The sequence below is a fragment of the Fructobacillus broussonetiae genome (assembly GCF_018437275.1).
In the GTDB taxonomy this organism is placed as follows: Bacteria; Bacillota; Bacilli; order Lactobacillales; family Lactobacillaceae; genus Fructobacillus; species Fructobacillus broussonetiae.
Genome location: NZ_JAAMFK010000002.1, coordinates 43,184 through 56,874, shown reverse-complemented (window position 1 = coordinate 56,874; position 13,691 = coordinate 43,184). Strand labels below are relative to the sequence as shown.

The following is a 13,691-nucleotide window of genomic DNA, read 5'->3' as shown; positions in this document are numbered from 1 at the left end:
AACTAATTACTTGCCTGTTGAAGCAGATGAACCCTTGGCCATTCCAGCCGTCAAGATGGCCTTCTTGTTCAAGTCAGACACCCATACGCCATACTTACCAGCACCTTGCAATTCGACACCAGCAAAGTCAGTTGATTCAATCGTACGAACAATGTTAATTCCCAAGAATGCACGACCAATGTTGTCAGGCGTGAAGATAACCTTAGCACCGTTCATGTATTGAGTAGGAACTTGAGTAACACGAATTCCCTTCAACATCACTACACCATTTGTGTCAATGTTCGTATCAGAGTTCTTAGCAGTCGTAGTTGCTGGAGCATCCACAATAGCGTTGTACGTTTCTGGATCAACATACGCACGTACTGGTGTCATGATTTCCATGTCCGTGTATGTTTGGGAAGCCTTGCCAAACAACTTGACAACGTCAGATACAGAACCCAGGTCATCAGAGGCGCTTTCCGTCAACTTCTTTCCAAACAATGCGTTAAACAAACGTACCTTTGCTTGTGATTGCAAGTCCAAACGCTCGGCAACGGCAGAGTTAAGGTCTGCATTTACAGTGAAGCGGTCAAGACCTTCACGGAACGCCCAAGTGCTATCGTAGGGAACATCTTGTTCCTTGTAAATAATTTCCTTACGCTTACCAAAGCGGTTAGAGTTATCAGAACCATCATTAAACGCAGTATTTGCGTCAGTATCATAGTTACCAAGTTGTGCTGGCAAGTCATTTGACTTGATAGAGAACATGGTTGCGTTTTCAGTCACGCCATCCTTGGTTTGCAAGTCACCGAATGCTGGTTGAAATGCGGACAACGCACGAAAAGCTGGCGTAATAATTCCAGCAAAATTCTTATTAAAGATTTGTTCTTGAGCCATTTTAGGCCTCCTTTATTTATACTTTGCTGCCTTAGCGGCAAATGGGTCATTTTCATCAGTTAGTGACGAAGCACCACCTTTTGGCTTGCCAGAGCCTTGCAACTTCTGGTTAACCTCTTGATTAACTCGTTCAGCAATCAACCCATCAAGGGTCGTGATCGCCTTGCTAATTTGTTCAGCATCCCCAATTGAAACAAGTGTTTCAGCTAAGTCACTCGGCAAGTTTTTATCAGCCAATTCATCACGCACACTGGCAGTAAGCTCACGCTTATTCAACGCTTCTTCACGGGCTTTCATTTCTTCTGCCTGTTTCTTAGCTGCTTGATCTGCCTTTTCTTGTGCGCTCATCTTGGCTAACTTTTCGCCTTCTGACTTCGCTTCTTCGAGCTTGTCCTTCATGGTTTCTTCCCACTTAGCACGAGCTTTCGCCACTCGACGTTCTGCCTCTTGTTCAGCTAATTTGTTAGCCTCCTCTTGCGACAGAGTTTGTGTTTCTTGTTGGCCCTCCCCACCTTGTACTTCGGTTTCTTGGTCAACTTGCGTATCAACTTCTTGCGACATGTCGTCCTCCTACATAAATTCACAGTAGCTTGCACAGTTTCCACCTAATGGCACACCCTCCACTCGCTACTCCGTTGTTATGGTGCTTTTAACGACTTCCCAGGTCGATGTATGTACTAAAAAAGCACTCACAATTGAGTGAATGCTTATTAATCTTCGTATACTGTTGTGTCCGATTCGTCGACCGCTACTACCGAGCAGCGGCAGTTAGGATGCTTTGGAATTACATAGCGCCCAGAACCAAAGCTCGCTGCTTTGAACTGTTTTCCATCTAATTCCATACATAGCTGGCACGAACCAGCGCCCGCCACCCATTCTAGCTTTTTATACCCAGCAGACTTAATCGACTTTACTTGCTGTTCAGCGGATACTCTAGCACCCTCTGTACGCAAGATACGTTCCGCCTCATACCTTGACACACCGTAGCGTTCTTTAATCTGCTTTGTATAGGTCGTAGGGTTCTGACTATCAAGTAGAGACTCACGCAAGATATTGGACATATCAGTCCGTAGCCGTGTTTGATTACTCCAAATACGGTCAGACCATTTAACGCCTTTGATACCTTGGTCAATGACTTTCTGAGTAATCTCTTGTACAGCCGTGTCATATACTTTTCGTCCAAAATCGGCCGTTACTTTGGCCTCTTCCTTTAAAGAATTGCCTACATAACTAATTTCCTTTAAGGCGATGACCGAAGTAAACACCATCAGTGCATACTCTAATAACTGATCAACGTTGTTAACCTGTACCGTCTTAATACCATTTTGGATAGCGTAATGGTCTATCTCATTGACCAACTCACTATCTGGATATTGTGAGTAGTCTGCCTGGTCGAAGTCATCATATTCATCATTAAAGCTCCCCCACCACGCCAAGAAAGCCTGCTGATTGTTGGCAATCATGTTGTTAAGCTCTTTAACTGATTGATTATCAGCTCTCGCTCGTTGGTTGGAAAACTGTAGTCCTAAATCATGATTACTCATCGTCATCTTCATCACCTAGCTGTGAGGTTTTATCTTGCAAGCGTTTCATTTCCTCTTGCATGGCATTTATAGGCTCATTTTCACGCTCTCGCATGGTTTCAAGTTCATCAGTATGAATACCTGGTGCATAACGATCTAAGTATTCCTTTGGGAAGCTAGCGCCTGATTGTTGCAATGCTTGAATAGTAGCCACATCATCAGTTGGTAAATTGTCAGTGAACATGAAGTTGATGTTTTGAAAGTTCAACTTCCATGGACCAGAAGCTGCCTTTTCTAAATCTTCAACAATGCCATAGATTTCACTTAATCCCTTAGAGAATGAACGTCGTTTTGTCTTTGCTAATTGGATAACACCTAGCTGCTTATATTGCATTGCCACACCAGAGGCATTACTTGCGAAGTTTTCGTCCGAAACATCAGGAGTGCGAGAGAATGAGTGAATATTCTTGTACAGGCGGTTCTTGTACGCTTCAACGCCAGCCGTGTCATATTGCTTGTGAATGTAATCAGCAGATACTGTCGTCTGTTGACCAGTTCCACTGATACCAGACTTCAAAAAGAGCGTGCGTGACTTACGAATATTATCAACAAGCTCTTGTTTTTCCTTGGCCAGCTTTTCCAGATACTCTTTATCCTCTGGATCAGCAGCTAGGTCTGCTCCCTCTAGCAAATCATCAATGTCACCCTTAATAACAAGCATGGCATCGTTGCTATCCTGCATGTAGTTAGCCGTGTCAGACTGTGCAGCGTCATAAGCATCAATCAAGCTAATGACACCATCAAAGTCGCCCATCCGTTGCGTGTTATTCCAAAATTCAACAACTGGAAGAGTGGATAATTTGTCCGTTTTAGCCACATTGTACCCATTAACAACTGTCCCATCAGCAATTGCTACAGGTTCACTAATCGTGTATTCACTATCTGTCCACGTCTCAATCACATATGGTTGATAGTCTAGGTCGTCATCAATCTTTGACTGTTCTGTATAACGAACGGCCATAATCGGTACTGGGTCAACATCATTTGAGTAAATCATAAACGTGTTAGTAGGGCTAAGCCGAGTAATCTTCTCGACATCCCCATCACGGTAGACATTAGCAAAAGCTCGCCCATACTTCGACATGTCGCTAAACAGGTCATAAAAGAGTGAATCCACACCATTTTCATGGTTAATCTTGTCTAACTGTTGGTGCTCATCCTCTTGGCCATTGTGGTCTTGATCAACGCTAATGTGAATTGGGTTACCAACCGAAAAGGCGGTGTGAAAGTCGACAATTTCTTGAGCGAATGGATGACCTAATCGTACATCAGCACCATACTCATCAATACGACGACTCGCTTCGCTGTTAATCTTGGTGTTAATACCCTTGTAATAACTATCCAGATTAAGCAATCGTGGGCGTTGCTTGTTGTAATGGTGCTTGATGAACTCGCCCACACGTTTTGGCGTTAAGTTGTTAAGGTCTTCTTGATACTGCATTAACGCATGGTGCAAGTAACGCTCCGCCTTAGTTTGATAGCTACTGTCTGCTTCTAGTGTTTCCATATACTACTCCTATCGCAATCCCAAATCGTTGACTGCTTTAACACGTTCTCGATAATTCATGTACTTTCCTTGACTATTGGTAAAAATGATTGGCTCTAGGGCATAACCTAATGCTTGAATAGCGTGATCATTACCATCCTCTGGCTTGTTCAAGAACTTTCCGAACTTGTCCTTCTGATAAGCGAATGTACTCATTTCATCAACTAAGAAACTAGCACTTGGGTGAATGTGGTATTTAAAGTTCTTCATGAACTCCATACGCTGTACATTCGAGTCTTTACCCTTGCCCACAGGAACAATCGTCTTAAGGCCTTGTGACTGCAATTCAGCAATTGTTCTTGGTTCTGCGCTATCGGCATACACCTTGCCCCTCAAGGCACCACTACGAGCTAATTTGCGAGCCATTGGTGAACTCAACATCCCCGTTTCGTAAAAGCCGTCATAGACGTATATATCATGGTCTTTCACTATCGCTTTAACAAAGGCGGTCGGGTCATGAGTGAACCCAAAATCGAGCCCCATAATGTGACGACCCTGAACCTTGCTTATATCAAAGTTCTCAAGCTCAAATAGGCCTTCAAAGACAAGCCCTTCTGCAATACCCCATTCGCCATCTACAGCTACTCTGGCTCGATTAGGGTTGCGCTTTTTAAGCTCCATCATGTTATCGATGAATTGTTGGTCCAAGTGGCTGTTATTCTTGTAAGTTGTGGTAAAACTCAATACGCCATTGCGCCTGGTCTCTTCATCAAAGAACTCTTCTTTTAGCCAGTGGCGTTCCGACCATGGGTTGAAGGTTAATATATGCTGGTAGTAGCCACCATCAGGCAACTGGCCACGCAACGACTCAACAACAGTTTGGAAATCCTCTTTACTCTTTAGTTCGTATGCTTCTTCCCACCAGGCACGGCACAAATAGCCATTCTCAGCACTAATAGACGTGATTTTCAAAGGGTCATCCATGCCTCGAAAGTAAATCTTTTGTCCAGTTGATTTCATGGTGATTTCAAGCGGACTAACCGTGAATTTAAAAAGGTCACTCAACCCTAGTAGATTGATGACCTTCTTCAATGTGTTATATGTCGATTCCTTGTTGGTATTCTGATACTGACGGATGACAAGCCAATTAACATATGGCAATCTCAACATCTCATAGATAACGTTATATGCTTGCGCCCACGACTTACCAGAACCACGGGCCCCTTTGATTGCCACAAATGGATCATGACTAGAAAACAATGGATAGTAAGATTTGTCGACAGAGTGATGAAAGTTAATGTTAATTGTTGCCATTTCCCTTCCCCTCGAATGAGTCCATGTTAATTATCATTTCGCCATTGCTAGTCCCGCTATCAAATACACCCTTGCCGTTCAAATACTCTAATAGTTCCTTGCGAGCTTTATTGCGATCATGTAATTCGACAATTGGACCATCTTTGCCAACAGTAATCTTCTTAATAGCCTTAGTATCGACTTTGGACTTATCTTTTAAGGCAACCCAAGACTTGTGTCCTGTTAGCTCTTTACCGGTGGTTTCATCTTTGTATTGAAACTCATCAGAACCCCAATCGGCATACGATCCAATATCAGCCTTGGCCTCTTTGGCCATATCATCGACCAACGAAAAAACGTCTATGTCGAGCTCTGCTAATCGAGCCTGACGCAGACGTTTGATTTCACTTTTAATTCCAACATTTTCCAACAATCGTGGCCCTGTTGTTTTGGCTATATTGTAGTCAACATCATACGCATTGATGTAAGCCTGAGTCGCATTAGCAAGTCTCACATACTCGCTAACAAAGGCTTTTTGCTTGTCATTTAGGTTGCTATCTTCCAACTCTTGAATAGCTGGATGTAGCTCTTTTTTTGTTGCAACCTTTTGCGACTTGGTTGCAACTTTTTTATTAGAGGTTGCAACCTTGGTTTCATCTGACCAGTAACGAGACTTCCAAGACTTAACTGTACTTAAGCTAACATCATACTTCTCAGCAATCTCCTTGTACTTCATACCAGCTAAGTAGTCTTGCTTAGCTTCATCACGTTTTGTCATGTCATTGTAGCTCCTCCTTTCTTTTTGATATATGCACTAAAAAAGACAGCCTGAGCTGTCTTTTTACTTTACTGTTTAAAATCTTTAATATTCTGAATCGCTTTTTCGTTTTGCATCAGCTTATAATATTCTGTATCTCTTTGTACTACAGCTAATTGTAATTCATCATTCTCTTTAATTTCAAATGACTTAATTTTATTATTTAAGAGCTGAGTTAATGGTTCTCCAATAGCTTTTTTATAATTAAACCCTAGCAATTGCATTATGGTTAACATTTCTTTGGAGATTAGTGGCTTAATTAAGTTTATATTTTCAACCAATTGCCCCCCATCGTCACTAGCTTCCGCAAACTTGATGATGATTGGCAAGATTGTATCACTAATACTTTTCACATCCTCATCGGTTAACTTCTGAGACACTAACTCATTTTCTAATCCCTTAGAAATTAAAACTAAGTTTTGCTTATCATCGATCAAATCTTGGATAATTTCAGTTAGCTCAGCAATTGTTTCTTGATCATTCTTTTTCGCCTTAACAGTTTTAATTTTTTCAATTACTGCAGAAGCAGTGTTCCTAACAGTAATTTCAGCAAGCTTTGCTGTTAACTGCATTGTTTGTTCATCCATATCTTTGTATTCCTTCCTGTTTATCAACTTACAAGATAAGGATACAGGAATCAAATCAAAAGAAGAACCAATTTGTGTATAATTAGCTGCTTTATTCATAATTATTAACAACTCTCTTTGTATTACAATCTTACCCCGAACCACAACATCTTAGCGCCAATGATCATGATACCTGTTGCTCCGGCAAGCAGGCCGCCTAGTAATAAGTAAGCAGCCGCATTAGCCATGTGCGCCATTGTATTAGTAACCTTAAACTTCAAATAATCTTTCATTTTTCGCCTCCAAAATAAAAACCACCGTTAGACTGAACTAACTAGTGGTTTTATTATTTATTATTTAATTGTATTTATTAACGCATGGTAGCGAACTGTATCAGCTTAACGATACCAACTACTAGTAGCATAATTCCGAGGAATTCCCACAATAGCAATCCACCGAAGAATGGGCTAAATACCAACGTCAATCCAGCTAGCAAACTGATCAAAGCTGAAATGAACGGCCATACTCGATTGCTTCCCCAGCGATTAATGATTGCCATTTGCACAATTCCTTCAACAGCCCAGGTCAAACCAGTGAAGACTCCCACTACGATCAGAAGTGATAGGGCCGCCGTTTCAAGATCGATAAGAATCAAAACACCTGCCACCATGTAAAGAATTGACATGATAATACCGATAATACGGTTGGAGCGACCTTGTTCTGTATCCCGAATAGAAATTACTAACTTAGAGACCCCAATTGCGAAAAAAGCAAATCCAATCATACCCGCAACAAAGCTGGCACTCTTTTCTGGCCAAATAGTAATAAACGCCCCGACAACTGTAGAAATCAACCCATCAATTCCAATGGTGCGTCGAACTCGTGATGTGAATGCATCCATCTCAACATCTCCTAACCAATAAGTTTTATTCATTTCAATTATATATCAAATATTCATTTATTGTCATTTAATGTCAAAAATGACCATTTCCAAAATGAAAACAGTCATATGTACCGTGACCACAACCACCAGGAAATGGTCACATATGCTCGCTCTTAGTTAGTATAGAAACTAGTCATCGCAAGCTAAGAACAACACGGGAGTCGCACCCGTAACGATATTTCTAACCGTGGCGTTGATTTAACAACCGCTTGCAGGCAACCACGGGCCACTTGGCTTTGTTCATAACGGGAACGAGCTAACCAATGCGATAAATTGAAAGGCAAGCACTCATGACAAGACACCATTTGGAGATGGGTTGCTCATTCCCTTGGCTATCTGAAATAACCACAATACAAATATAACACGTTTTTTAAGGCAAAAAGTCGCATGATAGTCGCATGTTTTTAGAGGGTCAAGTTTTCCACAGGTCGTGACCAATGAGAATTGTAATACTTTTCCTTTATACGCTGTACGTCACGAATACACTGGCTCTTCGACTTGTACATCATTTGAGCAATTTTAGGCCACGTATAGTGCTTTTGCTTGTCATAATGATAATCAAGTATTGTGACAATCTGTTGGTCAATTGTTTGCATAAACTGTTTAACCGACTCATACCGGATAGTTAACTGGATAATTTCGGGGTCTGACTCTTCCCTAATAATCTGATTATCAAGCGCCCGGCTAATTTCATTTTGCTTCTTCCCACCGCCAATGTTTTCATCACGAACAGGGTTATCAAAACGCAACTCAAATCTACGCCAAGCAATCTGCTTTTCAATTGTTCCAGAGAAATAATCAGTAAATAACTGATCCACCGTATATCCCAAATTTATCACCACCTTCTTTTTGTAGTTAACCGTCTTTACCGGATCATACAAATAGTTCTTATTTTTGTAGTATCCCATCTTGCTAAGAACTTTCTTTACACCAATACGAGGACGCTCTTGTTGCTGTGGCTTGATGTCAAACTCAATCTTTATCGTTTCCGCCATCTAATCCTCTCCGTTAAAATTCAAACCATCACGATTGACTAATCCTTGAGCTTCAAGCAAATCACGATGATGTGCAGGATTCACTTCCAATGCGATGTCAGGTTCTGGACCGAACCATCCTTGAAGCACTGCATTGTACACTGTCATTTAAAACCCCTCCATTTTTGGAAAGTTAAAATCAATTCCTAATCGTTTTGCTTTTTCATTAGCTTCCATTGATGAACGTTCTTCAGGAGTTATTCCTCCGAAGTATCCCATCTCATGAGCTTGCGTTAGATACTGATCGATTCTTGCGTACAATCTGGATGGCGTTAAGTTCTTAGGGTTCGTCCATGACTTAGCCATGTTAACGACATCTTTTAAATTATTGATTGAATAACCATTATCAATTAGCTCTTTAAATAGGAATTGATCTGGAATTAATCCTATTTTTTCTTGGAAGAAATCACAGAATTGTTCTGTCGTATATACACTCTCTGTCTCCCCCCCTTTGTTATTATTAGTATTTGTTAAGTTAGTATTTGTTAGTGTTTGATTTTCGCATGTACGATTACCGTATGTACGAAAATCGAACATAGGCTCATCGTTGATTATCCATTCAGAAACACCCCAATGTCCTTTATCATCTTTAACTCGTTTGCGCTTTAGATATCCGTGTTCTTCTAATTCCTTAAGACCACTTCTGAGACTAGCTCTTCCATCAGTAGCGTGTTTCATCACTTCAATTTCGTAGAAGTCCCAGTCGTTGTGTTGTGCGTACAAATAGCCAAATATTCCACGAGCTTTCCAAGACAGCCTGTCATCATGAAGTACCTGATTAGACAGAATTGTGTATTTCTGCTTCTTATACTTAGATATCTTAGTCATCACTACACCTTCTATTCTGAGGCAAGTAGATCATTCTTAGTCATTGGTTTTTGAAGCTCCTTTCTAGAATGGCAAGTCATCATCAGAGATGTTCACACCCTGCTGACCTGCGAATGGGTTATCGGAAGCCTGTTGTTTTTGTTGCTGACCTCCGCTTGTTCCGTTATTCTGACGGCGCTTCTCGGCTTCTGCCTTGTTCTCAAGCAATGAGAAGTTATCGACATTGACCTCCGTTACATAGACACGCTGACCTTGCTGGTTCTCATAGTTACGAGTAGCAAGCCGTCCCTCGATAGCTACAAGCGCTCCCTTGCCAGTGAAGTTGGCAAAGTTTTCCGCCGCCTTACGCCAGATAACTGCGTTGATAAAATCGCTCTCACGGTCTCCATTGTCGTTCTTAAAACCTCTTTGAACGGCTAGGTTAAACGAACCAACCGCAATGCCTGACTGCGTATATTTAACCTCTACATCACGGGTTAATCGTCCAATTAATACAACTCGGTTAATCATGATTGTTCCTCCTATTTGTTGTTATCCAAAATGTACTGCCTAATTGGGTCAATCAGTTGTTTAACTTCCGAACCAGAATAAACGCCATCATCGTCAATCTGTCCCCAAGATGAAATTAGCTTTGACTTGATTCCGCGTACAAAAACCTGCTTTTCTGTTAATCTTGGTTTTTCGTTCTGCTTGTACTTCTGTAAGTCTGCTTCCTTGACAATTTCATTAACAACCGAGTTCTTTAGTTTCCCAGTTGGTGTGAATGATCCAAGCAGTCGCCACTTAGTTGAAGTCAATTTGTGGTTTTCGTCTAGTTCGCGTCGACGATTTTGCTCCTCAATGACCTCTTCAAGTTGCGGAAGCCAGCCGGCCAAGCGTTGGTTCTGCTCGGCCAACACTGACTCGCCAAGGTCTGCTTCCAGGGACTCAATCGTTTCAAGAAGTACCAGCTCCTTATGGTTTTCTGCTTCCCACTTATCGGCAGCTTCTTTTTTGCCTTTCTTAACCAGCTTTTTCGCTTCTTTGATTAACTTATTGATGTTAGCCCGCTGGCTAGTCACAAAACGGAAGTTGTCTTTGTCGGTCAAGTCCTCTGGGAACTTAAACGATTGAATGTACGCCATCACATCGTCTAATCCTTTGATTTCGCCTGCTTCGTAAAAAACAACCGGCAACGCTTCATTTTGTTCTGGCATAATTCTTTCCCCTTATTTCAAGTCCTTTAATTCTTGCAAGTCTTCAAACATCGCACCCTGTTCTGATTGAGTTTGAGCGCTTTCTTCCTCGAACGGCACTTCAATATCATCGTTAGATTGTTGTTCCTTATGCCAAGGGTGAACTTCATCGGTATTGACCGTCTCCGCCTTTTCCACTTCTGGATTAGGTTCATTACTTTCTTGGTGCTCAATTACCTCTGGCTGCTCATGCTGTTCAGTATCAGTGACATCAATCATTTCGCTTTCTGCTCGGTTGTCTTGTTCGATGAGAACTTCTGATTCTGATGATTTAGGAGCAAACTTTAGTAGGTCCTTCATGACGGTCTTAATGGCCATAGCGTCGAAGTTGTTGTACCAAGGCGTGTACCCTTTTGTACCCTTTCCCTTGTATGACTTAGAGAACTTCTTGGCGTGTGCTTCTACTTGTTCAATTGGCCAGTAATTAACAACTCGTTCGCCGTTCTTCAAATAGTAGTAAGCAACATAACCTGCTACCTTCTTATCATTGTCATCGTCCGATGTGTAAGGGTTAAAGTCCTCGTTTTCCATGTAAAAGTCGCCGAATACGAAATTGTAGTGAGGCTTATTACCAACGTATACTGGAGAACCACCTAAACGTCCGATATTGCCAGTATTCTGGACAAGTTGGATAATTCCTCGATAGCCAAGTTGAAGCTGTGCCTGTACCTTGCCATGGTTGTTATACGGAATGATATAGGCTTGTCCCAGTTCGCTAACTAGTGACAGGTTAAGGGTCGCCACTTTTTGAGCCACCGTGATCAAGTCTGTTAGGTTTGTATTTGCTAGGTCAGGGTACTGTGCAACCGCATTTGAAAGTCCGGCCAGGAAGTTATCTGCCTTATTCCCTAGTAACTTGCTAAATTGTTCAACAACCTTAGGCTGCGTTAATTGCTTTTGTCGCTTGATTACTGATTGTTGGTCTGCTTGTTGATATGCCATTTAAATAGCTCCTTTTTGTTTGTAATACCACCAGGCCATGTCTTCGTCGTATATGTCATGATGATTCTTGTCATTCATCGAGTTTCGGTATTCTTCCTCTTCAGCGCCGATTATCATGCTGTTTTCAATCGTCATCATCACCTCCTGAGAAACCAATTACTGCAATTTCATCTGCGTCAGCGTTTTCTATTAAACGTTCGTTATGCGTTCTAATTATTTTTTGCTGTCGCTCAATTATTTCGCTCTGCATAACGATGATTTCTTTATCGTTCATATATCCTCCGTGATATACTAGAGGCATAATTTTCTTAGTGGAAACATTATGCCTAAGCTCTCTTGGTTGCTGCCTTGAGAGCTTTTTTCTGTTCCTTAAACAATCGTTGAGCCTTCTTGCGCTCATTATGTGCAATGTCACGATCCACGTCGTTGTCACCAAACCAGGGATTCTTATCCAGCGATAGGGTCACAATATAGATGAATCCACCGGTTGATCCAATTAGGAAAAACCAGTTGATTACTTCATTCCAAAACATGCTATTCGTCATCTAAATATTCCCTTTCTTGTGAAACCAGTTATGCAATGCAAAACCAGACCACACCTTGTACGTTCCGTGCTCAATTATTGGTTTTGGAAAACCTTTTTTCGTTCGCCACGAGTTGCGAAAACACTTACTTGAAATCGGGCGATTCTTTCCTAACATTTTCCCGATAACTTCACACACTTCTTTTTGTGTGTACTGTCTCGACGGGTCGAACTCACTTCCTACAGCTTCCATACGGAACCTCCTTTCTTTTGGTATCCTTTAGTTACAAACATTCGTCACAATAAAAAACGGAGACTATAATGCTTACAAAAAACGCTGAGTTACTGCTAAAAAAATTTATAAATAATGAGTTTGATTCTTTTGATTCATCAAATGTTCACATTTCAGAAGGTGAGATATTCAGAAAATCACCACTTCACAATGAAGCAGAAACTGAAACCGCATTATCAGAATTATTAAATAATGGATATGTGAGCACGATAGCTAAAGCGCTGTATTATCCAACAACTTCTGGTAAAACTTATTTTGATTTGAAAAAAATAACTAATAAAAATAAAATAATTTGGAATATCGGAGTCCCTGCGCTACTCGGATTCATAGGGGGATCACTGCCGAATATATTCAACTGGTTAGCAAGGTTAATAAAATGGCTAATACAACTCCAGTAAAAAAACTAGTAACGAATAATACTGGATTCATCCATTCCGGGAACTCTTCATCTTCTTTTTTCATGCTCTGCTCCTTTCTGTTTTTGGTATCCTTTAACCAGTGGCATTGCAGTGCCTAGTAAATTGAAAGGAGATTGTTTATGAATAAATTTATTGTGTATTTTAATATGCCTTTGAATGGGTCTGATGAAAAAAGCATTGAGTCTCGTGGTTTACTTGAGGACTTGGTCGGACAAGGAAATTGGCTTCAGCTAACCGGTGAACTAATTGTTATCAAAACAAAAATGTCATTAAATGATTTTTCTCATGAATTTTTAGAGATGAATCCTCCCCATGATTTTTTTGTACTTGATGTCCACGACTTTTCTTCAAGTTATGATTCAGATTACAAGCGCAACTTGTTTAACGACTTGTAATTCGCTTAGCCAATTCATTCAGAATTGAAGCTAGTTCAGGGTCACCATTAAAGTTCCTACCTCTAAAATAGTTTTCCTGAATAACATTTGAGTCAGCCTTATCGTCTGTCTCTTTTGCGTCTATCTCTAGTTGGTATTCTTTAACTTTTTTAGCTAAATGCATAATTCTTGCAGAAGTGGAGAGTAGTGTATCAGCACTGCTCTTTTTATTTACATCGATACTATCGAACATATTTTTAATGTTATCTAAGGCTTTAGATAGCTCTTGTTGCGGACTTTCTAACTTCTTCCCAGTTCGTGACATTGAGATAATGTAGTCAACCTTATTGGTTGGCTTATTTTTTTTGTCCATTTTTCGTTGAACCCTTAATCCGTCAACATTCCAATTTTCAAAATATCGATTTAATGAATTCAATATTTCTTTCTTTTGTTCTAATTGCGATTTACTTTCCATGTCTC

General features: G+C 40.8%; 22 protein-coding genes. 2 read left to right on the top strand and 20 right to left on the bottom strand.

Translation table 11 applies throughout. The annotated features are described in order from the left end of the window. Window positions 1-6: 6 nt before the first annotated feature. The 19 genes from G6R29_RS01845 to G6R29_RS01760 all read right to left on the bottom strand — a co-directional run bounded on the left by G6R29_RS01845 (window position 7) and on the right by G6R29_RS01760 (window position 12,379). Window positions 7-876, bottom strand: a complete 870-nt coding sequence (locus tag G6R29_RS01845; RefSeq protein WP_213808663.1) for a phage capsid protein — start codon at window positions 874-876, stop codon at window positions 7-9. 12 nt (window positions 877-888) lie between these two features. After that, the gene (locus G6R29_RS01840) at window positions 889-1,437 is read right to left on the bottom strand and encodes a DUF4355 domain-containing protein (protein WP_213808662.1); all 549 of its coding nucleotides are present in this window, start codon (window positions 1,435-1,437) and stop codon (window positions 889-891) included. A 149-nt stretch (window positions 1,438-1,586) separates the two neighbouring features. Next, complete coding sequence (locus tag G6R29_RS01835) at window positions 1,587-2,426, bottom strand: minor capsid protein (protein ID WP_213808661.1); 840 nt, start codon at window positions 2,424-2,426, stop codon at window positions 1,587-1,589. Continuing rightward, window positions 2,413-3,915 carry a phage portal protein gene (locus G6R29_RS01830; protein WP_213808660.1) on the bottom strand — a complete coding sequence of 501 codons (1,503 nt, stop codon included), beginning with the start codon at window positions 3,913-3,915 and terminating at the stop codon, window positions 2,413-2,415. Before G6R29_RS01830 ends, G6R29_RS01835 begins: the two co-directional genes overlap by 14 nt. A 60-nt stretch (window positions 3,916-3,975) precedes the next feature. Further along, window positions 3,976-5,259, bottom strand: a complete 1,284-nt coding sequence (locus G6R29_RS01825) for a PBSX family phage terminase large subunit (RefSeq protein WP_213808659.1) — start codon at window positions 5,257-5,259, stop codon at window positions 3,976-3,978. Beyond that, a complete protein-coding gene (locus tag G6R29_RS01820; RefSeq protein WP_213808658.1) occupies window positions 5,246-6,016 on the bottom strand; it encodes a terminase small subunit in 771 nt (256 codons plus the stop codon). The genes G6R29_RS01825 and G6R29_RS01820 overlap by 14 nt, the downstream gene beginning before the upstream one ends. Before the next feature lie 68 nt (window positions 6,017-6,084). Then, window positions 6,085-6,741, bottom strand: coding sequence for a hypothetical protein (locus G6R29_RS01815; protein WP_213808657.1), 657 nt, complete (start codon window positions 6,739-6,741; stop codon window positions 6,085-6,087). A gap of 23 nt (window positions 6,742-6,764) precedes the next feature. Then, window positions 6,765-6,914, bottom strand: coding sequence for a hypothetical protein (locus tag G6R29_RS01810; protein ID WP_213808656.1), 150 nt, complete (start codon window positions 6,912-6,914; stop codon window positions 6,765-6,767). A gap of 77 nt (window positions 6,915-6,991) precedes the next feature. Beyond that, window positions 6,992-7,522, bottom strand: a complete 531-nt coding sequence (locus tag G6R29_RS01805; protein WP_213808655.1) for an HdeD family acid-resistance protein — start codon at window positions 7,520-7,522, stop codon at window positions 6,992-6,994. A gap of 446 nt (window positions 7,523-7,968) precedes the next feature. Continuing rightward, complete coding sequence (locus G6R29_RS01800) at window positions 7,969-8,559, bottom strand: DUF722 domain-containing protein (protein WP_213808654.1); 591 nt, start codon at window positions 8,557-8,559, stop codon at window positions 7,969-7,971. Beyond that, window positions 8,560-8,706: a hypothetical protein gene (locus G6R29_RS01795; RefSeq protein ID WP_213808653.1), complete on the bottom strand. Its 147-nt coding sequence runs from the start codon at window positions 8,704-8,706 to the stop codon at window positions 8,560-8,562. Then, the gene (locus G6R29_RS01790) at window positions 8,707-9,426 is read right to left on the bottom strand and encodes a hypothetical protein (protein ID WP_213808652.1); all 720 of its coding nucleotides are present in this window, start codon (window positions 9,424-9,426) and stop codon (window positions 8,707-8,709) included. A gap of 63 nt (window positions 9,427-9,489) precedes the next feature. Beyond that, window positions 9,490-9,936: a single-stranded DNA-binding protein gene (gene ssb / locus G6R29_RS01785; RefSeq protein WP_213808651.1), complete on the bottom strand. Its 447-nt coding sequence runs from the start codon at window positions 9,934-9,936 to the stop codon at window positions 9,490-9,492. Window positions 9,937-9,947: 11 nt separating this feature from the next. Next, window positions 9,948-10,622: a hypothetical protein gene (locus tag G6R29_RS01780; protein WP_213808650.1), complete on the bottom strand. Its 675-nt coding sequence runs from the start codon at window positions 10,620-10,622 to the stop codon at window positions 9,948-9,950. A gap of 12 nt (window positions 10,623-10,634) precedes the next feature. Beyond that, a complete protein-coding gene (locus G6R29_RS01775) occupies window positions 10,635-11,603 on the bottom strand; it encodes a recombinase RecT (RefSeq protein WP_213808649.1) in 969 nt (322 codons plus the stop codon). Then, entirely contained in the window at window positions 11,604-11,738 is a 135-nt protein-coding gene (locus tag G6R29_RS06580) for a hypothetical protein (protein WP_274381043.1), read from the bottom strand. Then, window positions 11,728-11,877, bottom strand: coding sequence for a hypothetical protein (locus tag G6R29_RS01770; protein WP_213808648.1), 150 nt, complete (start codon window positions 11,875-11,877; stop codon window positions 11,728-11,730). Before G6R29_RS01770 ends, G6R29_RS06580 begins: the two co-directional genes overlap by 11 nt. A 52-nt stretch (window positions 11,878-11,929) precedes the next feature. Beyond that, on the bottom strand, window positions 11,930-12,148 hold the full coding sequence (locus G6R29_RS01765; RefSeq protein WP_213808647.1) for a hypothetical protein: 219 nt from the start codon (window positions 12,146-12,148) through the stop codon (window positions 11,930-11,932). After that, entirely contained in the window at window positions 12,149-12,379 is a 231-nt protein-coding gene (locus tag G6R29_RS01760) for a hypothetical protein (RefSeq protein WP_213808646.1), read from the bottom strand. Window positions 12,380-12,447: 68 nt separating this feature from the next. On the opposite strand from G6R29_RS01760, the gene G6R29_RS01755 reads away from it, so the two are divergent. Beyond that, window positions 12,448-12,816 (top strand): hypothetical protein, encoded by a 369-nt coding sequence (locus tag G6R29_RS01755; protein WP_213808645.1) that lies wholly within the window; start codon window positions 12,448-12,450, stop codon window positions 12,814-12,816. Between the two features lie 140 nt (window positions 12,817-12,956). Beyond that, a complete protein-coding gene (locus tag G6R29_RS01750) occupies window positions 12,957-13,232 on the top strand; it encodes a hypothetical protein (RefSeq protein ID WP_213808644.1) in 276 nt (91 codons plus the stop codon). On the opposite strand, the gene G6R29_RS01745 is transcribed toward G6R29_RS01750, so the two are convergent. Further along, complete coding sequence (locus G6R29_RS01745; protein ID WP_213808643.1) at window positions 13,219-13,686, bottom strand: hypothetical protein; 468 nt, start codon at window positions 13,684-13,686, stop codon at window positions 13,219-13,221. The genes G6R29_RS01750 and G6R29_RS01745 overlap by 14 nt on opposite strands. Between the last annotated feature and the right edge of the window lie 5 nt (window positions 13,687-13,691).

Excerpts from the sequence above, each read along its gene's own strand:
- G6R29_RS01790 (WP_213808652.1), bottom strand. The coding sequence starts at position 9,426 with ATGACTAAGATATCTAAGTATAAGAAGCAGAAATACACAATTCTGTCT.
- G6R29_RS01755 (WP_213808645.1), top strand. The coding sequence starts at position 12,448 with ATGCTTACAAAAAACGCTGAGTTACTGCTAAAAAAATTTATAAATAAT.
- G6R29_RS01775 (WP_213808649.1), bottom strand. The coding sequence starts at position 11,603 with ATGGCATATCAACAAGCAGACCAACAATCAGTAATCAAGCGACAAAAG.
- G6R29_RS01780 (WP_213808650.1), bottom strand. The coding sequence starts at position 10,622 with ATGCCAGAACAAAATGAAGCGTTGCCGGTTGTTTTTTACGAAGCAGGC.
- G6R29_RS01765 (WP_213808647.1), bottom strand. The coding sequence starts at position 12,148 with ATGACGAATAGCATGTTTTGGAATGAAGTAATCAACTGGTTTTTCCTA.
- G6R29_RS06580 (WP_274381043.1), bottom strand. The coding sequence starts at position 11,738 with ATGACGATTGAAAACAGCATGATAATCGGCGCTGAAGAGGAAGAATAC.
- G6R29_RS01810 (WP_213808656.1), bottom strand. The coding sequence starts at position 6,914 with ATGAAAGATTATTTGAAGTTTAAGGTTACTAATACAATGGCGCACATG.
- G6R29_RS01820 (WP_213808658.1), bottom strand. The coding sequence starts at position 6,016 with ATGACAAAACGTGATGAAGCTAAGCAAGACTACTTAGCTGGTATGAAG.
- G6R29_RS01750 (WP_213808644.1), top strand. The coding sequence starts at position 12,957 with ATGAATAAATTTATTGTGTATTTTAATATGCCTTTGAATGGGTCTGAT.
- G6R29_RS01770 (WP_213808648.1), bottom strand. The coding sequence starts at position 11,877 with ATGAACGATAAAGAAATCATCGTTATGCAGAGCGAAATAATTGAGCGA.
- G6R29_RS01805 (WP_213808655.1), bottom strand. The coding sequence starts at position 7,522 with ATGGATGCATTCACATCACGAGTTCGACGCACCATTGGAATTGATGGG.
- G6R29_RS01745 (WP_213808643.1), bottom strand. The coding sequence starts at position 13,686 with ATGGAAAGTAAATCGCAATTAGAACAAAAGAAAGAAATATTGAATTCA.
- ssb (WP_213808651.1), bottom strand. The coding sequence starts at position 9,936 with ATGATTAACCGAGTTGTATTAATTGGACGATTAACCCGTGATGTAGAG.
- G6R29_RS01795 (WP_213808653.1), bottom strand. The coding sequence starts at position 8,706 with ATGACAGTGTACAATGCAGTGCTTCAAGGATGGTTCGGTCCAGAACCT.
- G6R29_RS01840 (WP_213808662.1), bottom strand. The coding sequence starts at position 1,437 with ATGTCGCAAGAAGTTGATACGCAAGTTGACCAAGAAACCGAAGTACAA.
- G6R29_RS01760 (WP_213808646.1), bottom strand. The coding sequence starts at position 12,379 with ATGGAAGCTGTAGGAAGTGAGTTCGACCCGTCGAGACAGTACACACAA.
- G6R29_RS01845 (WP_213808663.1), bottom strand. The coding sequence starts at position 876 with ATGGCTCAAGAACAAATCTTTAATAAGAATTTTGCTGGAATTATTACG.
- G6R29_RS01825 (WP_213808659.1), bottom strand. The coding sequence starts at position 5,259 with ATGGCAACAATTAACATTAACTTTCATCACTCTGTCGACAAATCTTAC.
- G6R29_RS01815 (WP_213808657.1), bottom strand. The coding sequence starts at position 6,741 with ATGAATAAAGCAGCTAATTATACACAAATTGGTTCTTCTTTTGATTTG.
- G6R29_RS01835 (WP_213808661.1), bottom strand. The coding sequence starts at position 2,426 with ATGACGATGAGTAATCATGATTTAGGACTACAGTTTTCCAACCAACGA.
- G6R29_RS01800 (WP_213808654.1), bottom strand. The coding sequence starts at position 8,559 with ATGGCGGAAACGATAAAGATTGAGTTTGACATCAAGCCACAGCAACAA.